Origin of the sequence: Halarcobacter anaerophilus, from assembly GCF_006459125.1 — a bacterium.
Classification (GTDB): Bacteria; Campylobacterota; Campylobacteria; order Campylobacterales; family Arcobacteraceae; genus Halarcobacter; species Halarcobacter anaerophilus.
In genome coordinates this window covers 109,539-132,135 of the sequence record NZ_CP041070.1, presented here as the reverse complement: position 1 = coordinate 132,135, position 22,597 = coordinate 109,539, and the positions used below count along the sequence as shown (strand labels likewise).

The window sequence follows — 22,597 nt, the reverse complement described above, 5'->3', positions numbered from 1 at the left end:
AAGGAAATAGATGTCAGAAATGTTTGAAACAATTATCGGTCTTGAAGTTCATACACAATTAAATACAAACTCAAAACTTTTTTGCTCTTGTGCAACAAGTTTCGGAGAAGAGCCTAATACAAACGTATGCCCTACATGCTTAGGACTTCCAGGAGCGCTTCCCGTATTAAATAAAGAAGCTGTTCACAAAGCAATTATGCTAGGAACGGCACTAAAATCAAAAATAAACAAAAAATCAATTTTTAATAGAAAAAACTACTTCTATCCTGATTTACCGAGCGGATACCAAATTTCTCAATTTGAAGTTCCCGTAGTGGGACTTGGTGAGCTAACAATAGATTTTGAAGACGGAAGCAGTAAAAAAATAGGTGTTACAAGAGCACACTTAGAAAATGATGCAGGTAAAAATATTCATGCAGGTTCAGTTTCTCATGTGGATCTAAACAGAGCAGGAACACCTCTTTTGGAAATTGTTTCGGAACCTGATTTAAGAAGTGCGCAAGAAGCGATCTTATATCTTAAAAAACTTCACTCAATAGTAAGATATCTGGGTATTAGTGATGCAAATATGCAAGAAGGTTCTTTTAGATGTGACGTAAATGTTTCAATCAGACCTAAAGGAGATACAAAACTTTATACAAGATGTGAAATCAAAAATATGAACTCATTTAAGTTTATTGAAAAAGCTATCAAGTATGAAGTTGAAAGACAAATCGAAGCTTGGGAAGACGGAGTTTACGAAGAAGAGGTTGTACAAGAAACAAGACTTTTTGACGTAGACGCGGGAGAAACAAGATCAATGAGAGGTAAAGAAGATGCTGCTGATTACAGATATTTTCCCGATCCTGATCTTTTACCTCTAATTATCACCGATGAAATGATAGAGAAATATTCAAAAATCCCTGAACTTCCCGATGAAAAAAAAGAGAGATTTGTAAATGAATATAAAATTAAAGAGTATGATGCTTCTGTTATAACTTCATCTGTTGAAATGGCTAATTTCTTTGATGAGATGATGAAAGAAGAGATCTCGGGAAAAAATGCGGTTACATGGTTAACAGTAGAGTTACAAGGAAGATTAAAAGAGGGTGTAGAGATTGAAAACTCGCCTGTACAACCTCATAAATTAGCACAAATCATAAAAAATATTGAAAACAGTACAATCTCAGGAAAAGCAGCAAAAGAAGTTTTAGACTATTTAATGGAAAATCCTGAGGAGAAAGTTGAAGCTGTAATTGAAAAACTTGGATTAAAACAAGTTTCGGATGATAACGCTTTATTGGAAATAATAGATAAAATACTTGCGGCAAATGAAGATAAAATAGCTGAATACAAAGGCGGTAAAGAGAAAATATTCGGTTTCTTTGTAGGACAAACAATGAAAGCTTCAAAAGGAACTGCAAACCCGCAAAAAGTCAATCAACTTTTAAAACAAAGATTAGCATAAGCAAGTAGAGACTCTCTACTTTGCTTTTTCACTTCAAAACATCTAAATAGAGATTTAGATAATATCATATATAGATTTACTTAAAAGGTTTTTAATGGCAAAAATAGCAGTAATCGGTGCTGGGAAATGGGGACAGGCCCTTCATTTTGCCCTAAGTCAAAAACAAGAATGCCTAATAACTTCAAGAACAAAAAGAGATATTAAAAACTTCGTTACTTTAGAAGAAGCATTAAACTGTCCATACCTCGTAATAGCAATACCTGCCCAACAAATAAGAGAGTGGTTAAAAAACAATTTTAAATATAAAGAGGGACAAAAAATTTTGGTAGCTTCAAAAGGTATAGAGGCTTCAACGGGAGAATTTTTAAATGAAATATACTCAAAATACGTACCCGAAGATTCAATAGGATTTATCTCCGGCCCCTCTTTTGCGGCAGAGGTAATAAAAGGTTTGCCTTGTGCTTTAGTTTTAAATTCAACATCAAAAAAAGTATATGATAAATTCAAACCTTTTTTCCCTGATTTTATAAAAGTCTATTATAGTTCCGACGTTGTAGGTGCAGAGATTGCAGGAGCATATAAAAATGTTTTGGCAATTGCAAGCGGTATTTGCGACGGACTTCAATTAGGAAATAATGCAAGAGCTTCTCTTATCTCAAGAGGTTTGGTAGAGATGAAAAGATTCGGGAAAAAATTCGGTGCGAAAAAATCCTCTTTTATAGGACTTAGCGGAGCAGGGGATCTCTTTTTAACAGCAAGCAGTACTTTAAGTAGAAATTATAGAGTCGGACTAGGTTTGGCACAAAATAAAAAACTAGAAGATATACTCGATGAACTAGGAGAAGTTGCAGAAGGAGTCAAAACTGCCGAAGCAATTTACAAACTCTCAGAAGAGTACTCAATCTACTCTCCAATAGCAAGAGAAGTTAAACTTATTTTAGACGGGAAACATCCTAAAGACAGCCTTAAAGATCTGTTAAGAGGATAAAATGCAGAGCATATCATTTTATAATCTTTGTATTACTTTAATACCTTTGATTATAGTATGGTATTATTATAAAAAGTGGACAAATAACTCAAAAGAGATAATAGTCTCCACTTTAAGAATGGTTATCCAATTATTGCTAATAGGTTACCTTTTAATCTTTATATTTGAAAACAAACATATCTATCTTGGAATCTTTATAGTCGGTTTTATGATTGTAGTATCCTCTTTTATTACCATAAGAAATACAAAAGAGAAAACAAAAAAACATTTTTTTGAAATTTTTCTCTCCATTATGATAGCAGGAGTCGTAAACCTGATTGTTATAATGCTTGTATTAGATCTGGAATACAATTATGAACCAAGATATATTATCCCTTTGGCGGGGATGGTATTTGCAAATACTATGAATGCTCTGTCTTTGGCAATAGAAAGATTTGAAAAAGAGATATTAAGAGCTGAAAGTTTTGAAAAAGCACGAGAAATCTCTTTTAAAGCCTGTCTGATACCCCAAGTAAATGCTTTTTTAGCCGTAGGGCTTGTTTCACTTCCGGGAATGATGACAGGACAAATACTTTCAGGGATAGACCCTTTAATTGCCGTAAGATATCAAATAATGATTATGACGATGACTCTTTCAAGTGCAGGACTTAGTTCAATTATCTACTTTACATTAAAACAGAGAAGTTTTAATACTACTTGTTAAGCTTCTGCTTGTGAATTTCACCCCATAAATACAACTGTTTTATTATAGGTTTTAAAGTTTGTCCATATTCAGTTAATGAATACTCTACTTTAGGCGGAACCACAGGATAAACTTCTCTATGAACTATTCCGTCTTTCTCTAACTCTCTTAATTTCTGTATTAACATTTTTTGTGTAGTTTTAGGCAATAACTTCTTTAATTCGCTAAATCTTTTTGTATCTCTTCGCAAATACCATAATATAAGTATTTTCCACTTTCCTGCTAAGACATCAATAGCTGTTTCAACGGGACACTTCTCATTATCTTCAATTTTATCTATATCTATTTTTTTTGTCATAACTAATCCCATAGTATCTTTTTAGATAGTACCTATCTTTTTTGTAAGTTCTTGCTCTTTTGATATATTTTAGCTAAAGTTTTAAGATAAAGCAAAAAAGGATATGTATGAAAGCTTATGTTGTAGAAAAAATAGAAGATAAATTTGTATCAGGAGTGCAAGATATTGAAACTCCTACAATAGAAGAGAATGAAATACTTATAAAAGCGACTTACTCCTCTTTAAACTATAAAGATGCCTTAAGTTCAATAGGGAACAAAGGAGTAACAAGAGTATTCCCTCATATTACGGGAGTAGATGTTGCAGGAGTAGTTGAAAACTCAAATTCAAAAGATTTTCAAAAAGGCGATAAAGTAGTCGTTACGGGATATGATTTAGGAATGAATACAAACGGAGGGCACACAGAGTTTGTAAAAGTACCTGCTTCATGGGCTATAAAAATACCTAAAGGCTTAACAAATAAAGAGATAATGACATACGGAACAGCGGGCTTAACGGCTGCATTAAGCATAAATGAACTTCTTAACAATAATATCACACAAGGGGAGATTTTAGTTACGGGAGCAACAGGAGGAGTAGGTTCTATTGCAGTTGCCGTATTAAGTAAATTAGGTTTTAATGTTACGGCAATAAGCGGGAAAGAGGATAAGATTGATTTTTTAAAAGCCCTTGGTGCAAAAGAGATAATTCTAAGAAAAGATTTTGATATTGAAAATAAACGTCCCCTTGAAAGTGAAAAATATGACGGTGTTGTTGATACTGTAGGAGGCAATATTTTAGCTGAAGCTTTGAAAATAGTGAAATATGACGGAGTGGTTACTTGTTGCGGTTTAACCTCCTCTTTTGAACTTAATACAAATGTATTTCCTTTTATTTTAAGAGGTGTAAGACTAATAGGTATTGATTCCGTTGAGTGTTCAATAAAGAAAAAAGAAGCAGCATGGGAGAAACTGGCAAAAGAGTTTAAAATTGACTCTTTGGAAAAATTGACAAACGAGATAAACCTTGAAGAGATACAAGAAGCATATAAAACACTTTTGGAAGGTAAAGCAGTAGGAAGATATTTAGTTAAAATCTAAATATCTTCTTTTATTCTATAATACAATTTGCATCTTTTACTATTTTTATATCATGATTTTTGGCATACTCTTTTCCCCAATCATGAAGTTGCTCTAAAATAGGGATTAATTTTTCTCCGCTTTTTGTAAGTTTATATTCAACTTTCGGAGGTATTACGGGATAAACAATCCTTTCAACTATTCCTGCACCCTCTAACTCTCTTAACTGCTGAGTCAACATTTTTTGGCTGATATTAGGAATTAGTTTTTTTAGCTCCCCGTTTCTTTTTACATCTTTTTTCAACGCCCAAAGAACCATACTTTTCCATTTTCCACCGATAATATCCGTTGCAAGTTGAAAAAAACAGTTATAACTTCTAGATTCCATAACAAGCTCCTAATATTTTTTTATTGTAAATCAAAGCAGATAAATAGTTACTTAAAAGTGCCTATAAAACTATTTAGTATATACTTGACATTTGTAAAATTTTAGGATAACATCACTTCACAAAAAATAAAAAAGGAGATTTTATGGCAGGTTATACTGAATTAACTCAAGAAAATTTTGACTCGGTTGTAGGAAAAGGTGTATCTTTAGTAGACTTTTGGGCACCATGGTGCGGACCTTGTAGAATGCTTGCCCCCGTTATTGACGACTTAGCAAAAGAATTTGAGGGGAAAGCGAATATTTGTAAAGTAAATACAGATGAACAACAAGATTTATCTGTTAAATATGGAGTAAGATCTATACCAACTATTCTATTTATGAAAGATGGTGAAATTGTTGAACAAGTTGTCGGAGCACATTCAAAACAAGCTTTGGCAGAAAAAATCGACTCATTATTATAATAAATTACGAAATATTTAGGCAGTAACTTTTTACTGCCGTTAAACTTACAAACTTCTCTTTCTAGTTTAAAAAAAGAAAATTTTAGATAAAATTATCAAAAAATTGTAATTTAACTAGGACAGAACATGCAACAATTTTTAGAAGAATCAAAAAAAATAAGTCAAGAAATTGCCACTTTAAGCGGTGAGACAAAAACAAAAGTTTTAAATGAAATGGCTGATGCTTTAATAGAACATTGTGATTTTATTATAAGTAAAAATGACAAAGATATGAGTGAAGCAACCCTAAACGGACTCTCAGATGCCTTATTAGACAGACTCTTACTAACAGGTCAAAGAGTTGAAGCTATGGCACAAGCTATTAGAGAAATAGCTGCCCTAAAAGAGCCTGTAGGAAGAACACTTGAAGGCTGGGTAACTCCAAACGGTTTAAATATACAAAAAGTATCGGTTCCTATAGGTGTTATCGGTATTATCTATGAAAGTAGACCCAATGTAACTTCAGATACGGCGGCTTTATGTTTTAAAAGCGGAAATGTCTGTGTTTTAAAAGGCGGAAAAGAGGCTGAGCACTCAAATAATGCTATTGCAAACGTATTAAAACATGTATTGGCAAAAAACAAACTTCCTGAACAAGCAATATCACTTCTGCCTGATTCAAGCAGAGAAGGGGTAGCACAGCTTATCAAACAAGATAAATACGTAGATTTAATTGTACCGCGAGGCGGAGAAGCACTTATTAGATATATAAGTCAAAACTCGACAATTCCAGTTGTAAAACACGATAAAGGTTTATGCCATATCTTTATTGACAAAGATGCGAATCATTCAAAAGCTATAAAAATAGCAATTAATGCAAAATGTCAAAGACCGGGAGTATGTAATGCAATGGAAACACTTCTTGTTCATCAAGATGTGGCAAGATATATTCTTCCTCCTTTATACGAAGCCTTTACGGCGAATAATACGCAACTTAAAGGTTGTGAACTAACAAGAGAGTATATTGATATTCAATGCGCTACGCAAGAAGATTACGATACTGAATATTTAGCAAATATTTTAAATATAAAAGTAGTCAAAGATGTAGATGAAGCAATAGCACATATTGCAAAATACGGTTCGGGACATTCAGAATCGATTATAAGTGAAAACTATTCAATGGTAACCAAATTTTTAAATGAAGTCGATGCTGCTTGCGTTTATGCCAATGCAAGTACAAGATTCACTGACGGAGGAGCTTTTGGATTAGGAGCTGAAGTCGGTATTTCAACTAACAAACTTCATTCAAGAGGTCCAATGGGAATAAATGATTTAACAACATTTAAATACAAAATTTACGGAAACGGACAAATAAGATAAAGAAGAATCCTTCTTTATCTTTGAGAAAGTGCGAGTTTTAAAGCCAAACCGCCTAAGATAAATGAAGTACAAATATTCATATACTTAACGATTTTCGTATTTTCAATCAGCTTTGCACTTAAGATATTTGCTGCTACTCCGATTAAAGAGAAAACCAAAATAGTTAAAACCATAAAAACAACTCCCAAAAGAATCATTTGTAAAGGTACATTACCGTTTTGAGGTGAAACAAACTGAGGCAGAAAAGCTAAAAAGAATATAGATACTTTCGGATTTAGAACATTCATAAAAAATCCTTTTACATAAAGTTTCTTTAACTCAACCTTACTATTTTGTCCACTTAAATCAAGAGGTTCATTTCTATGCTTAAATACTTGATAAGCAATATACAAAAGGTAAGCAGCCCCTAAAAATTTTACTATATTAAAAGCTATTTCAGAAGTTTTAAAAATAATAGATATACCAAAAGCAGCTGCACTTGTATGAATAATAAGTCCGCTGCATAAACCAAGAGTCGTAACAATAGCGGCTTTTTTACTTTTTGTCATACCTTGAGTCAATACATATATATTATCAGGTCCGGGAGCAAGACATAAAAGAAACGAAGCTATTATAAACATATAAAGATTTGGAAGTTCAATCATATTTATCCTTTGAAAAAATAATTATATCTTAGTTATAATTTCAAGTAAATAAGGAAAAGTATGAGAGAGTATAAAAGCAACAAAAAAAATATTATAGCTACGACAGTTATTCAAACTCCTCTGGGAGATATGTTTGCAGCATCCACAAAAAACGGAATATGTATGTTAAACTATTACGATCAAAGAAAAGAGAAGACTCAAAAAGAGTTAGAAAAGATGAAAAAATTCTTTAATGCGGATATAATCCCCGCCCATAACAAATATTTTGAAGTCTTGCAAAAAGAGTTAAAAGAGTATTTTGAAAAAAAAAGAGAAAATTTTACAGTTCCTTTACAGCTTGTAGGAACTCCTTTTCAACAAAGTGTTTGGAAAATTCTTCAACTTATTCCTTACGGAGAAACCATATCTTATTTAGATGAAGCAAAATTATTAAAAAATGAAAAAGCCGTAAGAGCAGTGGCAAATGCCAATGGAAGAAATCCCATTTCAATTATTATTCCTTGTCACAGAGTTATAGCAAGCGGGGGTAAAATTGGCGGATACTCTTCGGGAATTGATAAAAAAATTGAACTTTTAAAACTTGAAAACAGCTACTCTTATGATATAATTGCTTAAAAATTTTTCGGAATGTGAATGATAGATAATTCAATTTTTAGAGAGTATGATATCAGAGGTATTGTTGAAAGTCAGCTAAATAGTAACTGCGTTAAATTAATAGGATATTTTTTAGGAAAAATTATTTTTGAAAAATTTAAAGAGAGTGCTTATGTTGCCGTTGGATATGATGCAAGAATTCACTGCCCGAAACTTTTTTCATATCTTGCAAGCGGACTAAACAAAGCAAACTGCAAAGTTCTAAATATGCAAATGGTACCCACAGGAGTAAACTACTTTTCAAACTATCAAACCTTTTGTATAAATAATAAAGAGATAAATCCATGTGCTTCAATTATGATAACAGGAAGCCACAATCCAAAAGAGTATAACGGTTTTAAAATAACAATTGATAAAGAACCTTTTTTCTCAGAAGATCTATATAAATTAAGAGACAAAATAATTGCAAATCAAGAACTTCAAATAGAAGATAATGATAAAGCAACTATTATTGACGTAAAGGGTTTGTATATAGATTATATCGTGAAAAAGTTTTCACATCTAAAAGGAATGAAAAACGCTTTTATAGTCGATTGCGGGAACGGTGCAGCAAATAGTGTTCTTTTTGATATTATAAAAAAGTTAGAGTTAAACTGTAAAATACTTTACGGAGAACCTGACGGTAATTTTCCTAATCATCATCCCGATCCCACTATTCAAGAAAATATAGAAGATATTTTAAAAGAGATAAAAAGTAGTTATGACTTTGGATTTGCTTATGACGGAGATGCCGACAGAGTTGTTCTTCTAACAAAGAATAATATAGTAAAAGGTGATACTATGGCTCTTCTTTTTGCAAAAGATATGAAAAATCCAACTGTAGTAGGAGAAGTTAAATGTTCACAGATAATGTATGATTTGATAAATAAAAAAGGTAAAGCAATTATGTATAAAGCTGGTCACTCAAATCTAAAACTAAAATTAAAAAGCTGTAATGCGGATTTTGCGGTAGAGGTTTCAGGGCATATATTTTTCAATGACAGATATTTTGGTTTTGATGACGGTATTTATGCGACCTTTAGAGTATTAGAACTTATAAAAAATGGAATGAATATAGATAAAGAGATAGAAAGTTTTCCTAAAACTTACTCAACAGAAGAATTAAAAATAAAAACTACAGACAAAGAGAAATTTTTACTTGTAGAAAAAATAAAAGAACTATTAAAAAATCCTCCGTCAGATTTTCCTAAAATTATAAAAACAATAGGTATTGACGGAGTAAGAGTAATTTTTGAAAAAGGTTGGGGTTTAATAAGAGCTTCAAATACAACCCCTATATTAGTCACAAGATTTGAATCAACAGATAAAAATCTTGTAAAAGAGTATGAAAAGAAATTAAATAATTTAATAAAAGTAGCACAAAATGAAATTAATATCACTTCAAACAAAAACAACAGATAATTTTAAAACAAACTATAAACACTTAAAAGAGTTAATCACATCATGTGAAGAGGGATCTTTTATCTTAGCTCCCGAGCTTTGTCTTACGGGGTTTTGTTACGAAAGAATGGATGCAGCGGATGAATTTACTCAAAAAACAAAGAAAAAAATAAAAAAACTATCGGAAAATAAAACAATAGCAATAACTTTTTTAGAAAAAGAGGACATTGATTATTATAATACTTTATATATTTTTCATAAAGGAAAAGTTATTCACAGACAATCAAAACATAGACTTTTCCCTTTAGGAAATGAACCTGAAAATTTTGCAAAAGGTAAAAAAGAGAATATGAAGATTATTGATGTTGACGGAATAAAAGTCGCATCTTTAATCTGTTTTGAGATCAGATTCCCTGAATATTGGTTAAACGTTTTAGGGGCAGACTTAATCTTAAATCCGTCAATGTGGGGAGTAAAAAGGAAAAACCACTTTGAAACAATGACCAAAGCACTTGCCGTGGCAAACCAATGCTATGTTCTAACAGCAAACAGTGCAAATGAAGATATGGCAAAAGGAAGCGGAATAATAACTCCTTGGGGAGAAGAGATTAGAGATGATGAAGAAGAGATAATATCTCACAATATGGATTTAAGTGAAGTTAAAAAAATGAGAAAATATATTGATATAGGATTAAAGAAAAAATGGAAATAAACTCTATACTATTTGTTTGTTTGGGAAATATCTGCCGTTCTCCTCTTGCAGAGGGTATTGCAAAAGAGTATATAAAAAAATATAACTTAAATCTAAGAATTGAGAGTGCAGGAACGGGAGATTGGCATATAGGAGAACCTCCTTGTCAAAATTCCATAAAAGTTGCAAAAATAAACGGTATAGATATCTCCACTCAAAGAGCAAGACAGATAAAAACAGAAGATTTTGAGAAATTTGATTTAATAATAGGCTTAGATAATAAAAATATACAAAACCTTAAAAATCTAGGGTGTCAAAATCCCCTCAAACTGGGGGATTTCGGTTTCAATGGAGAAGATGTACCTGATCCGTACTTTTTTGATGGATTTGAAGGCTTTGACAAAGTTTTCAATATGATTGATAATTGCGTAAAAACTCTTATAGAAAAGAAGCTTATATAATTTTAGATAGCTTCTTAGCCTGTTCTACCCAATTCTCTTCTTTTATCTGGTTATCTTCCAAAGTAAAATACTCTTCAACCCAATGGCAGTTTTTTGCATTCCACTTAGCTATTTGATCAAAATGAAAAATTCCCAAACTATTAAGTTTGTTCTCCATCTCCTTATCAATACCTTCAATATCCTGTAATTTATCTTTTCCCGTAGGTCTAGGGGAACTTCTAATCAAAGGTTTATTGTAAATATTCCCTGCGGCTGCACCTCCATGAGAAGTTACACTACTGTAAACAGGTCTTCTATCCCCACCGAAAGCTCTTCCTATTATAAATCCAATTAGAAACCCTATAAAGGCTGCTGCTGCTAAACAAATTACTATCTGAGATGCTACTTCTACCACTTTTTATTCCTCGATTATGTTAAATTCTACTCTTCTATTGATTTTTGAATATCCACCGGTATTTTCCAATGGTATATTTTCACCGTATCCTCTTGCAACTAATCTTTTTGAGGATATTCCAAAAGCTATAAGTCTGTTTCTTACGCTTTGTGCTCTGGCTAAAGATATTTGTTGATTCATTTTAGCCGCTCCTACTGCATCGGTATGCCCGGCAATTTCTATTCTTATATTAGGATACTGTTTTAAAATATCTGCTATTTGATTTATCGTAATATCACTTTTTTTAGTTGTTTTATATCCTGCTCTTTTAAAAATTACGGGTTTTTCTTTAACTAATTTATTTATTTCAAGTTGAAGTTCTTGTGTTTTTATAGAGAGTTCTTCTATAGGTTTTTCATTTCCTTCTCTAATATACTTTTCTCCAGTTAGAATTAAAGGTTCTGTTGCTTTTCCTTCCACTTCTTCGACATTTTCTTGAACTTCCTCTTCGGGAATCTTTTCCAAAGTCTCTTTTGTAGAAGTATCCTCTTGTACTTGTTCTTCAAGAGAAGTATTATCTTCTTTGTTTTCCAAAGAGTCTGATATTTTACTATCCTCACTGTTTTCTAAAATATTATTCTCTTCACTGCTTGGAATATTATTTTCTTCAGCTTTCTTAATATCACTATCTTGATTATCTTCAACTATTGCGATTTTTGTAGGTTGATTTATTATATTTGAATCTTCTGTTTTAGCTATTTTAGGAGCATGATAATAGACACAAGAAACAATCAATATAATTAATAACAAAAATAGAAAAACAACTTTCTTTTCTGAGCTCATATTATTCTCTTTTAGTTTTTAGCAATATTTTAACTTATTAATTATCAAAAAGGTATAAATAGAGTACAAATAACTATTCTTATTTAATTAAAAAACATAAGTTTTAACTATTTAGTTTATTTTATAATAAAAATATCTTAAAAAAGGAGTTTCTTATGAAAGTAGTTGCCGCATCATTTTTTCTGTTTAGTTCCTTATTTGCTCTTCCTGAAGAGTTTGACAAACAAAGGTATAATAAAGGTGAAAAAATATTTGAAAACAAATGTTCCCAATGCCATGAAAAATCAATGCCCATTGCACTTCTTATGAAAAATTTTTTAGAAGAAGAGAATAAACTTCTAAATCTCAAAGCTCCGACAGGAAACGAAATCTCTTTTAGACTCAAACAACAAATAGGGCACAAAGATGATATTGAATTCCAACTAGAAGAAACGGCAGATTTTGTAAAAGATTATCTATATAATCCTAACAAAGCAAAAACAATCTGTCTTCAAGGAGTTATAAGACACTTTGATACAATGCCCAGCATGAAAGGTAAAATTTCCGAAGAAGAGATTGAAGATGTAACTTTTTTCTTATATTTTTTAGAAGGATTCAACGGAGTTAATGAATATTATCACAATGAAGAGGATTTTTAAATCCCCTTCTAAGCTTTTAATATAAGTGCACCGCCTGCACCTATCATAACACTTCCTGCGGTTATATTCATCTTTTTCTCTGCACTTTTACTCTTAAAAAGTTTTTTTGCCCCGCTTGCACTATAAGCATAAGCCAACATCACGGACCCCAGAATAACAGTTACAATTAAAGTAATCATCACTATATCAAAACTTGTCAAACTATTTAAATCTACAAAAGTCGGTAGAAATCCAAGATAAAATAGAATTACTTTGGGATTACTAAGAGTAATTAAGAGTCCTGTTATAAAATTTTTCTTCCACGATAATTCACTTTTACCTTTTATATCCATCTTATGCTCTTTAGCACTTAATATTTTATACCCTAGATAGATTAAATAAGCTCCACCTATATATTTTACAAAAACAAAAAAATCACCTAAAACAAGAGCAATAGATTTAAGCCCAAAAATCGCCAAAAGTAAAAAGACTATATCGCCTAAAACAATACCTAGAACAACAAATGAAGCATTTGAAAATCCAGAAGCCAAAGCTCTCGATACAGTTGCAAAAACTCCGGGACCTGGAGTAGCTGCCAATAAAAACATAGCACCTGCAAAAGCAAGCATACTTAAAAATGACATTATAACCTCCTAATAAAAAGTTATTATATCACTTATAAAGAAGAAACATTAGATATTTTGTATAAAAAATAAATATTAAGGTAACTCCTCAAAATTATCTTCTAACTCTTCAAGAGTACCGCTCCAAGGTAAAAGATAGATATGCTTTTCCAAAGTTTTTCTAATAGAATCGGGAATAGGGACAGAGACTTTTTTTGATAAGTCATAATGAATTAATATACACTTCCCGGTTGTACATAACTTTCCTTCTTGATAAACAGCATGGTTTAACTCAACAGAAGATGTTCCGATTTTAGATACTGCTGTTTTTATAATAACTTGTTTCCCCCAGAAAACCTCTTTTAAAAAATCAAAAGAGCTGTGAGCCATAACAAGGTTCCATTTTTTAATATCACAGTCAGGAACAAAAATACGGAAAAACTCATCTCTTGCAGCTTCAAACCATACACCGTAAGTATTGTTGTTTATATGCCCTAAAGCATCTGTTTCTAAAAATCTTGGTGTAATAAATTCGGTAAACATATTTTAACTCCTAAATTAAGGTAAAATAAGTTTAACAAAATGCATTTAGCTTTTGGTTTAAATTGCTAATTTTAAAAGCAAAAAAAAACAATTTTGAGCAAATATGTTATAAAATAATTAATTATCTCTAATCAATTTTTATATTTTTTAAAAAGTTAAAATATACGTTAAAAAAGTTGTCGTAAAATATGCCGCCGACATTGTAAAAAAAAGAATCGAATTTTCATATTTACTTAATAACATTTTTCACTCCTTAATTTTTATATCACTATTTTAATAGTTATATATTTCAAAATAGTTACATTTTATTTATAAAGTAATTATCACAAAATTTGGAAAATATAGTTTGTAAAATAATTTCTAATTATGTCGATTAATCTAACTTTTATCTTTGAAAAACTTTTTATTTTGCTTTTTTACTAAACAGTAAGATCCTCGGCTTTATCTTCTACTTTGGAATTACTATTTTGTTCATACTGGTTTTTTGCATTTTGAGAATACTCATTTGAATTTGATATCTTTTCTTGAATTTCTTGTGCAAACTCTTGTTGAGCTTTCATCATCAGTACTCTGGCTTTAGAGGCAATAGAGATATCTTGAGGACTAGGATCTACAGGGGCTAATGCAGTTGCAATCACGCCTTGCAGATTTGATATTGTTTCTTGAGGTTCAGAACTTGTTTCTATCTGTACGGGAACTTCTCCAGCAACGGCATACATAACTCCGTCAGGACCTTTTGCATAAGTATAAGATGCTCCGCCTACAGCTGCAGGTCCGCTTTGATGTGCGGCTTCATGTGCCCTTACTTGTGCATCTACTGCTTTAAGTTCGTTAAGCTGTGACTTCTCTTCAGATGTTAGTTCTGTACTGTTTTGAGGTGTTTGGCTTTGATTTGTTTGTTCTTGATTGTTATTTGTTTGATTAGAGGCTTCATCTTTTTCAACACTTCTTATATCTTGCTCTATTCCTTGGTCATTGGATACAGCTTGTTGTTGAGCATTTGCTCTTGAAAAATAGTCGACACTATAGCCGAAGGTTGAAGTGTTGTTTCCTATTTCCATAATTTAAATTGTATTACAAGAAAATGAAAAAATCAAGGGGTAATAATATTATGTAGGTATTGCTACTTTTTTATTGAAAAAGTTAAAATGCTAAATATATTGAATGGGGAGATAATAGAGTACATCAAATTTTCCATCAATTTCTATAAAATGATTTTTATTTAATGTTATATATGGAGGATTAGTAGTTGTTTCAAATCCACTTCTAGGTAACCAATTATGGTATACCCATTGAGTAAATCTTAAAATATCGTCAAATCCCCCATTAAATTCAAAAGTTGCATATAATGCTTCTGGTGTATAAAAACATGGTAAGTTTGTATTAGACAAACCTATTTTTTCTTCAGGGATAATTCCAGCAACATAAAAACAATCTTCTGCAGGAGTAATAATGGGATTATCATGATACACAACAATTTGTTCAAAATTCTTTACATTATTTGTATATACCCAAGCATATAACTTTTGCCAAATCTTTTTTAATTCATCTCTTTGAATATAACCTTTATATCTTATATAATATGTTTTTCTCCCCTTTGTTCTTACAATTTTCGGTTCAATTTTATCAAAACAACTATTATCATATAAATTAAGTTTTGAATTTTTTAATATATTTGTTGAATATTCAATATATCCTCCATTTTTCCACTGTTTCGGCGTCTGATTAAATCTTTCCTTAAAAGAACGGATAAATGACGTTTGAGAACTATATCCACACATAGAGGCAATTTCCGTTATTGTAGACAACTTATTTGTTAATAATAGATTAGAAGCTTTTTGTAAACGTATAGATTTAATAGTTTCATAAATGTTAGAACCCATTACTTCTTTAAATATTTTATGGAAATATGTTTTATCTATACCAAATTTAAAAGCTAAATCACCAATATTTATGTCAGTATCTATATAATCATATATATAATACATCGTATCGTTTGATATTTGAATATCTCTATTATATGTACTTCTTTTTTTCATTATTCTCACTTTATATAATAATTATAACATAAATAGTAATATTTTTTTTCAAAAATAGATAACTTTTATTATATAAACAGTAAAGAATTAACTTTTTTAAAATGATAAACTTCTTTGAATCAATCAGGAGATAAGGATGAAGATATGAAACAATATGATTTTTTATTAGCAATATTTATTACCTTTATTTGGGGAATTAATTTTTCTTTTATAAAACTTGGATTAAATTCAATTGATCCATTTTTACTATCAGGGATAAGGTTTTTATTATGTAGCTTTCCTTTAATCTTTTTTATAAAAAGGCCTAATATCCCAATGAAATATATAATAAGCTATGGTCTTCTTTTTGGAGTAGGATTATGGGGAATTGTTTCTCTTGGAATATATTTTGGGATTTCAGCAGGGATAGCTTCACTGGTTCTTCAATTAAGTGCATTTTTTACTGTTATTTTAGCTAGTATTATTTTAAAAGAATCAATAGATATATCAAAAAAACTAGCCTTTATTATAGCTATATTTGGATTATGTCTAATTATTAATGTTACAGATGGTTCGGTTACATTTTTAGGACTCATTTTAGTTTTAGTTGGCGCTCTTTCAATGAGTTTCACAAATATAATAGTAAAAAAAGCTAATTCAAAAGATATATTTTCTTTTATTATTTGGGCAAGTATTTTTTCACCGATTCCTTTATTCATTTTAGCTTATTTAACACATGGAGATACTGTATTTACAAATTTTTTCTATAATCTTAATAAAACTGCAATTTTTTCTATACTATTTCAAATTTATCCAACTACACTTTTTGGTTATTGGATTTGGAATAATTTACTACATAAATATCCTGCGTCAAGTGTCGCTCCTATGGGTTTAATGGTACCTATATTCGGTTTATTAGGCTCTTATTTTATTCTAGATGAAGAATTGGGTTTTATAAAAATTGTTGCTTCAATTTTTATAATTTTTGCATTAATTATAAATAGTTATGGAGAAAAAATTCTACAAAAAATATGTAGAACTTAATTTTTTTATTAAAAATATAGAAAAAGGCATTTTTAGAGAAGGAGTTTTAAAATCACTCCTTCATAAAATTATATTAAATTTACTTTTTTAAAAATCGTCGAAGTCGATACTACCTTTTGAATAGTTAACTACGTTACCTTCGAAGAAATTCGTTCTTTGGTCATTAAATGAAGCATAACCGTCAACCCAAGGAATAGGGTGTTTCACATTATATTCAGGTGCGTATCCTACTGCTTCAAATCTTCTATCTGCCAGATATTCGATATATTGTCTAATAATTGCATCTGTAAACCCTAGGATTTGTCCTTGTGTGATATATGCACCCCAAGAGGCTTCTAAATCTACTGCTTTTCTAAACATTGCTCTTACTTTTTGTTCTAATTCAGGTGTAAAAAGTTCAGGTCTCTCTTTTCTTGTACTGTTAATTAGGTGTTGAAAAAGTAATAAATGGGTTACTTCGTCTCTTTGAATAAATCTTATCATTTGAGAACTTCCAAGCATTTTCCCTGATTTTCCAAGAGCATAAATTGCAGCAAACCCTGCATAAAAATATAATCCTTCTAAAATTTGATTTGCAAACATTGCCAAAACTATTTTTTCATCGGTAATTTCACCTGCAAGATTTTTATAAACAGCTGCAATGTAATTGTTTTTTTCTCTTAATTTATCATCTGTTTTCCACATATCATAAATTTTATCCGTGTTATCCGAGATTGATTCAACCATTACTGCATATGATTTACTGTGATTTGCCTCTTCATAAGATTGTCTTGAAAGAATAGCATTTATTTCAGGTGCTGTTATATATGGATTAATATTATCCATTAGATTATTTGTTTGCAAAGAGTCCATAAAAATAAGTTGGGATAATACTAAATCATACATTCTTTTTTCAGCCGGTGCTAAATATTTATAATCTTTTGCATCTGCCGTCATCTGCACCTCTCTTGGAAACCAAGTATTTGCCTCCATCATATCCCAAAGATTCAATGCCCATTGATACTTCATTCTGGTAAAGTTAATCATACCATCAGGATTACCGCCAAAAGTTCTTCTTTCATTTAGAGTCTCACTTGAATCTGGATTATATATCGTTTTTCTTGACATTGGGTCAACCTTTTATTTTTAAATATTATTCTTTATTTGAGTATTTTTAAATCAGAAGAGGAGAGAAGGTTATCTTATTGACAACCTGCACACTCCATACTTCTATCTTCTACATCATTTGAAGCTTCCGGAGATTGACTTCTTAGGTAATAAGTAGATTTAAGTCCCAGCTTCCATGCCAAAGTATAGATTTCATGAAGATATCTACCGCTTGCTTTGTCCAAAGACATAAAGATATTTGTACTTTGACCTTGATCTATCCATTTTTGTCTAACTGCTGCGGCTCTTATGATATCTAACTGGTCAACTTCATATGCAGGAGTATAAAACTGCCAAGTTTCAGGAGATAGATTAGGTACAACTACGGGAATAAGTCCCGATAAATTCTCTTCATACCATTTTCTTTTATATACAGGTTCAATTGCCTGCGTTGTTCCAACCAAAATCGAAATTGACGAAGTCGGAGCAATAGCCATTAAATATCCGTTTCTCATTCCGTCTTTTTTAACTTGTTCTCTTAAAGCATCCCAATCATATCCTGCATCAAATAGATCTTTGTCTACAAGAGCATTTACAGCTTGCGGTGCATGATCATGAGGCATAATACCTTTTGACCAGTTTGAACCTTCAAATGTAGGATAAATACCTTTTTCGACAGCAAGTTCAGATGAAGCTTTAATTGCATGATAAGAGATTGTTTCCATCACGGAATCAACTTTTTTAAAGTGTTCGTTACTTCCCCATACAAGTCTGTTTTCCGCAAGCATTTGAGACTCACCCATAACACCAAGTCCGATACTTCTTGATTTTAAATTTGTTGCTTTTACTTTTCTTAAAGGATAGAAGTTTAAATCTATTACATTATCAAGCATTCTAATAGCCGTTGGAACAACTCTTTGTAAATCCTCTTTTGAGTGAACTCTTCCAAGATTTATTGAAGCTAGATTACAAACAGCAGTATCCCCGTCTGTTTTCTCTTTTTCTACTATAAAGACTCTTTTACCGTTTATTGAATCAAGAGCGGTAATTTTATTTGCCTTTTTCTTTTGACCTCCATCTACAACAATAATATCAGTTTCGTCATAAGCTTCAATTGTTCCGTCTTCATACTCTATTTTAATTTTATAGTAATTAGGACTTGTATTTTGGAAAATCTCCGTACAAAGGTTTGAACTTCTAATATGTCCTGCATGAGGATTTGGATTTGCTCTGTTTGCATTATCTTTGAAACAAAGGAAAGGTGAACCTGATTCAAAATAGTTTGTTAGAATTTTTTTCCAAAGATCTTTTGCTTTCATTCTATCTTTTGTTATAGCTTCGTCTTGTTCATACTCTTCATATCTTTTTCTGAACTCTTCTCCGTGTAATTCAGATAAATCTTTTACCTCATAAGGATCAAACAAAGTCCAAGAACCGTCGGCAACTACTCTTTCCATAAATAAATCGGGAATCCATAAAGCAGGGAATAAATCGTGAGTTCTTCTTCTCTCTTCACCTGAGTTTTTCTTTAATTCGATGAAATCTTCAACATCCATATGCCAAGGCTCTATATATGTTGCAATAGCACCTTTTCTAGTACCTAATTGATCAACGGCAATTGCTATATCATTTGTGATTTTAAGAAAAGGGATAATCCCTCCTGCTGCACTTTTATGGTCATCTATAACACCGCCTAAAGCTCTTATTTGGTTCCAGTCCCAACCGATACCTCCACCGTATTTAGATAGAAGTGCCATCTCTTTGTATCCGTCGAAAATACCTTCAATATTATCGGGACTTGAACCGATATAACAAGAACTAAGTTGATGTCTGTTTGTTCTTGCATTACTTAAAGTAGGTGTTGCAAGCATTACTTCAAATTTTGAAACAACATCATAAAACTCTTTTGCTTTTTCTTGTTTATTCTCTTCATTTTGAGCCAAAAACATAGCAATTGCCATAAACATTTGTTGAGGAAGTTCTATTGGGTTTCCTTCTCTGTTTTTAATCAAATATCTATCATAAAGTGTTTTTACACCTAAATAATTAAAAAGAAAATCTCTTGAAGGGTCTATATAATCATTTAAATCGTCTAAATCATATCCCTCACCTAAGCTAGGAATCAATCTTCCGATTTTTTTACCGTATTCCAAATACTCTTTTAAATGGCAGTAAGCCTCACCTTTTAACCCATGAGTAATTTTTCCTACTCTGTGATAAAGATCAAACAAAAACAGCCTTGCTGCGACAAATGTCCAGTTAGGAACATCAATATCAATTTTTTCAACAGCTGTTTTTATTAATGCATCTTGGATATCCGAAGAGCTCATCCCGTCAATAAATTTAATCTGAGCATCTAATTCCAATTCACTTTGAGATACTCCTACTAATCCTTCTGTTGCTGCAGTCGTCATTTTCTGGATTTTAGTAATATCTAAGACCTCTTTTCTTCCATTTCTCTTTTCAATCATTATTCCCATAATATTGCCTTATAGTCTAAAATTATCTTATTTAAATACTCTTTTAAAAATAGCATCAACATTTTTCGTATAGTACTCGTAATTAAAACACTCTCTTATTTGTTCTTCAGAGAGTTTGCTTCTTAGTTCTTCATCTGCTAACAGATGCCCAAGATATAAAGATTCACCGTCTTCATTAGTCGTAGGTTTACCGTGTTGTATCTCTTCCCAAACTTTCATCGCATTTCTTTGAACGATTTTATAAGCATCTTCTCTGCTTACTCCAGCTTTTGGAAGTTCTAATAAAACTCTTTGAGAGAAAACCAATCCTCCCGTAAGATTTAAATTTTTCATCATATTTTCAGGCATAACAGTTAAGTTTGCAATTACGCTGTTCATTCTATGAAGCATAAAATCAGAAGTGATAAATGCATCGGGTAACCAAAATCTTTCTGTTGAAGAGTGAGAAATATCTCTTTCATGCCATAAAGCTACATTTTCCATAGCAGGAACAGAATATGCTCTGATCATTCTTGCAAGTCCTGTTATATTTTCCGTTAGAACAGGGTTTCTTTTATGAGGCATTGCAGAACTTCCTTTTTGCCCTTTTGCAAAATACTCTTCTGCTTCATAAACTTCTGTTCTTTGTAAATGTCTTACTTGTATTGCAAATTTTTCTATAGAAGAAGCAAGAAGAGCTAAAGCCGTTGCAAGTCTGGCATATCTGTCTCTGTGAATAACTTGATTTGAACAAGGCTCAGGTTTAAGTCCTAATTCTGCCATTGCATACTCTTCAAGTTCAAGTGGAGCATGGGCAAAATTACCCATAGCACCTGAAATTTGACCTACAGAGATTACGTCCATTGTTTCTTCAAGATTTTTAAGATGTCTTGCTACTTCATCATACCAAACGGTTAAAGTTAATCCAAAAGTAATAGGTTCGCCGTGGATACCGTGGCTTCTTCCTACCATAAGGGTATATTTATGTTCATAAGCTCTTTTTTTAATAGACTCCATCAACATTTTTACATCTTCAATGATGATTTTTAAAGAGTCTCTCATTTGAAGAGCAACACCTGTGTCAACTGCATCCGAAGAGGTCATACCGTAGTGAAACCATCTAGATTCTTCACCAAGTGATTCCGAAACACTTGTATTAAATGCTATTAAATCGTGTTTTGTAACAGCTTCAATTTCTTCTATTCTTTCTACCGAAAAAGTAGCATTGTTAACTATTTTTTCACAATCCTCGTCAGGAATAAGTCCAATCTTATTCCAAGCTTTTACAGCTGCTTTTTCTACTTCAAGCCATGCTGCATATCTTGCATGTTGCGTCCACTTAGACTTCATCTCTTCTCTGGCGTATCTTTCAACCATCTAGCAATCCCTTATTATCTATATTTCAGTAGTTTTTATCTAATTTTTTCTATTTTTTAAGTATGATATCCTATCAAAATTAGCCAAAGATTTTCATTAATCTTTGTTTACTTTTTACTTAAATTTTAGGAATTAACTTTGCCATTTGTTTTAAAAAAATTTTCTGTCAGCAAGGGTAAAAAAATACAAGTTGCATTAATGCAAGAAGTACCATTGAAGCCCCGTGAAGCCAATCGTTTACTATCAAGAAGCAGAGTTTTTAATATAAAAAAAGAACCCTATCTCATATCAGAAGAGGTTAAAGACGACTTCATCTATATTGCACTGTTTGAGGGGCATTCAAGAGGTTTGAAACCCTTACTGGTTTTTGAAGATTTTGCTATTTTTGATAAACCCTCAAATCTGATGATTCATCCTATCTCAAAAAAGACTCCTTATTCACTTCTTGATGAAATCAGATACCATTTTGGAGACAAAGCAAACCAAGCTCACAGAATAGATGCAGAGACTTCAGGCTTGGTACTTGTGGGATTTAATGAAAAAGTTACAAATGCTTTGGCAACAATGTTTGAAAAAAAAGAGTACAAAAAATCTTATTTGGCGATTGTTGAGGGAGAGATAAAAAAAGAGATAACAATAAACAAAAACTTGAAAAAAGAGGGCAAAGCAATCGGAGTTCGTATGACAACATGCGAAAAAGAGGAAGGAAAAGAATCCATTACTCACATAAAACCTCTAAAATACAATAAAGAAAAAAATTTAACCCTCTTAGAAGTAGTTCCTATAACAGGAAGACAACACCAAATAAGAGTTCACTTATACTCAATAGGTCATAAAATTTTAGGAGATCCTATTTACGGAGTAAATGACGATACGGCAGAAGCCTATTTGGATAAAACTCTACTAATAGAAGAAAGAATAAAAACTACAGGTTCAAATAGACTCTGGCTTCAAGCAAACTATTTAGAGTTTACTTACAAAAAAGTTATTTATAAAATTTTCTCTAAAAACAGAGATATTTATAATCAATTTAGCTCTTAAAG

General features: G+C 31.4%; 25 protein-coding genes. 13 read left to right on the top strand and 12 right to left on the bottom strand.

All coding sequences use genetic code 11. From position 1 onward, the window contains the following. The first annotated feature begins 19 nt into the window (after positions 1-19). From gatB to AANAER_RS00700, 3 genes are all read left to right on the top strand, one after another. Positions 20-1,447 (top strand): Asp-tRNA(Asn)/Glu-tRNA(Gln) amidotransferase subunit GatB, encoded by a 1,428-nt coding sequence (gatB, locus tag AANAER_RS00710; protein ID WP_129081544.1) that lies wholly within the window; start codon positions 20-22, stop codon positions 1,445-1,447. Positions 1,448-1,541: 94 nt separating this feature from the next. After that, positions 1,542-2,435, top strand: coding sequence for an NAD(P)H-dependent glycerol-3-phosphate dehydrogenase (locus tag AANAER_RS00705; RefSeq protein WP_129081353.1), 894 nt, complete (start codon positions 1,542-1,544; stop codon positions 2,433-2,435). A gap of 1 nt (position 2,436) precedes the next feature. Beyond that, positions 2,437-3,138, top strand: a complete 702-nt coding sequence (locus AANAER_RS00700; protein WP_044419084.1) for an ABC transporter permease — start codon at positions 2,437-2,439, stop codon at positions 3,136-3,138. Here the strand turns inward: AANAER_RS00700 and AANAER_RS00695 are convergent. Further along, positions 3,128-3,475, bottom strand: a complete 348-nt coding sequence (locus AANAER_RS00695) for a winged helix-turn-helix transcriptional regulator (protein WP_129081352.1) — start codon at positions 3,473-3,475, stop codon at positions 3,128-3,130. The genes AANAER_RS00700 and AANAER_RS00695 overlap by 11 nt on opposite strands. Before the next feature lie 107 nt (positions 3,476-3,582). On the opposite strand from AANAER_RS00695, the gene AANAER_RS00690 reads away from it, so the two are divergent. Then, positions 3,583-4,554 carry a YhdH/YhfP family quinone oxidoreductase gene (locus tag AANAER_RS00690; RefSeq protein WP_129081351.1) on the top strand — a complete coding sequence of 324 codons (972 nt, stop codon included), beginning with the start codon at positions 3,583-3,585 and terminating at the stop codon, positions 4,552-4,554. A gap of 10 nt (positions 4,555-4,564) precedes the next feature. On the opposite strand, the gene AANAER_RS00685 is transcribed toward AANAER_RS00690, so the two are convergent. Then, entirely contained in the window at positions 4,565-4,921 is a 357-nt protein-coding gene (locus AANAER_RS00685) for a winged helix-turn-helix transcriptional regulator (RefSeq protein ID WP_044419088.1), read from the bottom strand. Positions 4,922-5,064: 143 nt separating this feature from the next. Between AANAER_RS00685 and trxA the strand changes: the two genes are divergently transcribed. Then, on the top strand, positions 5,065-5,382 hold the full coding sequence (trxA, locus tag AANAER_RS00680; RefSeq protein WP_044419089.1) for a thioredoxin: 318 nt from the start codon (positions 5,065-5,067) through the stop codon (positions 5,380-5,382). Between the two features lie 126 nt (positions 5,383-5,508). Further along, the gene (locus AANAER_RS00675) at positions 5,509-6,741 is read left to right on the top strand and encodes a glutamate-5-semialdehyde dehydrogenase (protein ID WP_129081350.1); all 1,233 of its coding nucleotides are present in this window, start codon (positions 5,509-5,511) and stop codon (positions 6,739-6,741) included. A 14-nt stretch (positions 6,742-6,755) separates the two neighbouring features. On the opposite strand, the gene AANAER_RS00670 is transcribed toward AANAER_RS00675, so the two are convergent. Beyond that, a complete protein-coding gene (locus AANAER_RS00670) occupies positions 6,756-7,385 on the bottom strand; it encodes a LysE family translocator (protein WP_129081349.1) in 630 nt (209 codons plus the stop codon). A gap of 60 nt (positions 7,386-7,445) precedes the next feature. Here AANAER_RS00670 and AANAER_RS00665 point away from each other — a divergent pair, with 60 nt between their 5' ends. Genes AANAER_RS00665 through AANAER_RS00650 form a run of 4 tightly spaced genes read left to right on the top strand, consistent with a single transcriptional unit; the run spans position 7,446 to position 10,571 of the window. Next, positions 7,446-8,000 (top strand): methylated-DNA--[protein]-cysteine S-methyltransferase, encoded by a 555-nt coding sequence (locus AANAER_RS00665; protein WP_129081348.1) that lies wholly within the window; start codon positions 7,446-7,448, stop codon positions 7,998-8,000. Positions 8,001-8,018: 18 nt separating this feature from the next. Then, positions 8,019-9,440, top strand: a complete 1,422-nt coding sequence (locus AANAER_RS00660) for a phosphomannomutase/phosphoglucomutase (protein WP_129081347.1) — start codon at positions 8,019-8,021, stop codon at positions 9,438-9,440. After that, positions 9,403-10,131, top strand: a complete 729-nt coding sequence (locus AANAER_RS00655) for a carbon-nitrogen hydrolase family protein (RefSeq protein ID WP_129081346.1) — start codon at positions 9,403-9,405, stop codon at positions 10,129-10,131. The genes AANAER_RS00660 and AANAER_RS00655 overlap by 38 nt, the downstream gene beginning before the upstream one ends. Next, the gene (locus AANAER_RS00650) at positions 10,122-10,571 is read left to right on the top strand and encodes a low molecular weight protein-tyrosine-phosphatase (protein WP_179951806.1); all 450 of its coding nucleotides are present in this window, start codon (positions 10,122-10,124) and stop codon (positions 10,569-10,571) included. The genes AANAER_RS00655 and AANAER_RS00650 overlap by 10 nt, the downstream gene beginning before the upstream one ends. On the opposite strand, the gene AANAER_RS00645 is transcribed toward AANAER_RS00650, so the two are convergent. Further along, positions 10,564-10,965, bottom strand: a complete 402-nt coding sequence (locus AANAER_RS00645) for a hypothetical protein (RefSeq protein WP_129081345.1) — start codon at positions 10,963-10,965, stop codon at positions 10,564-10,566. The genes AANAER_RS00650 and AANAER_RS00645 overlap by 8 nt on opposite strands. Before the next feature lie 3 nt (positions 10,966-10,968). Next, positions 10,969-11,787, bottom strand: coding sequence for an OmpA family protein (locus tag AANAER_RS00640; protein ID WP_129081344.1), 819 nt, complete (start codon positions 11,785-11,787; stop codon positions 10,969-10,971). A gap of 155 nt (positions 11,788-11,942) precedes the next feature. Between AANAER_RS00640 and AANAER_RS00635 the strand changes: the two genes are divergently transcribed. After that, positions 11,943-12,425, top strand: coding sequence for a c-type cytochrome (locus tag AANAER_RS00635; RefSeq protein WP_044419099.1), 483 nt, complete (start codon positions 11,943-11,945; stop codon positions 12,423-12,425). An 8-nt stretch (positions 12,426-12,433) separates the two neighbouring features. Here the strand turns inward: AANAER_RS00635 and AANAER_RS00630 are convergent, their stop codons facing one another. The 4 genes from AANAER_RS00630 to AANAER_RS00615 all read right to left on the bottom strand — a co-directional run bounded on the left by AANAER_RS00630 (position 12,434) and on the right by AANAER_RS00615 (position 15,609). Then, positions 12,434-13,048 (bottom strand): LysE family translocator, encoded by a 615-nt coding sequence (locus tag AANAER_RS00630; RefSeq protein ID WP_129081343.1) that lies wholly within the window; start codon positions 13,046-13,048, stop codon positions 12,434-12,436. Between the two features lie 75 nt (positions 13,049-13,123). Further along, positions 13,124-13,570, bottom strand: coding sequence for an acyl-CoA thioesterase (locus tag AANAER_RS00625; protein WP_129081342.1), 447 nt, complete (start codon positions 13,568-13,570; stop codon positions 13,124-13,126). A gap of 419 nt (positions 13,571-13,989) precedes the next feature. Then, positions 13,990-14,631 carry a putative metalloprotease CJM1_0395 family protein gene (locus AANAER_RS00620; RefSeq protein WP_129081341.1) on the bottom strand — a complete coding sequence of 214 codons (642 nt, stop codon included), beginning with the start codon at positions 14,629-14,631 and terminating at the stop codon, positions 13,990-13,992. A gap of 90 nt (positions 14,632-14,721) precedes the next feature. Beyond that, a complete protein-coding gene (locus AANAER_RS00615) occupies positions 14,722-15,609 on the bottom strand; it encodes an AraC family transcriptional regulator (RefSeq protein WP_129081340.1) in 888 nt (295 codons plus the stop codon). 144 nt (positions 15,610-15,753) lie between these two features. Between AANAER_RS00615 and AANAER_RS00610 the strand changes: the two genes are divergently transcribed. Next, the gene (locus AANAER_RS00610) at positions 15,754-16,632 is read left to right on the top strand and encodes an EamA family transporter (RefSeq protein ID WP_129081339.1); all 879 of its coding nucleotides are present in this window, start codon (positions 15,754-15,756) and stop codon (positions 16,630-16,632) included. Positions 16,633-16,719: 87 nt separating this feature from the next. Here the strand turns inward: AANAER_RS00610 and AANAER_RS00605 are convergent, their stop codons facing one another. The 3 genes from AANAER_RS00605 to purB all read right to left on the bottom strand — a co-directional run bounded on the left by AANAER_RS00605 (position 16,720) and on the right by purB (position 21,554). Next, positions 16,720-17,739: a ribonucleotide-diphosphate reductase subunit beta gene (locus AANAER_RS00605; protein ID WP_044419108.1), complete on the bottom strand. Its 1,020-nt coding sequence runs from the start codon at positions 17,737-17,739 to the stop codon at positions 16,720-16,722. Positions 17,740-17,813: 74 nt separating this feature from the next. Continuing rightward, on the bottom strand, positions 17,814-20,198 hold the full coding sequence (locus AANAER_RS00600) for a ribonucleoside-diphosphate reductase subunit alpha (protein WP_129081338.1): 2,385 nt from the start codon (positions 20,196-20,198) through the stop codon (positions 17,814-17,816). A gap of 27 nt (positions 20,199-20,225) precedes the next feature. Then, on the bottom strand, positions 20,226-21,554 hold the full coding sequence (purB, locus tag AANAER_RS00595) for an adenylosuccinate lyase (RefSeq protein ID WP_129081337.1): 1,329 nt from the start codon (positions 21,552-21,554) through the stop codon (positions 20,226-20,228). 138 nt (positions 21,555-21,692) lie between these two features. Between purB and AANAER_RS00590 the strand changes: the two genes are divergently transcribed. Further along, a complete protein-coding gene (locus AANAER_RS00590) occupies positions 21,693-22,595 on the top strand; it encodes an RluA family pseudouridine synthase (RefSeq protein WP_129081336.1) in 903 nt (300 codons plus the stop codon). The last annotated feature ends 2 nt before the right edge of the window (positions 22,596-22,597 follow it).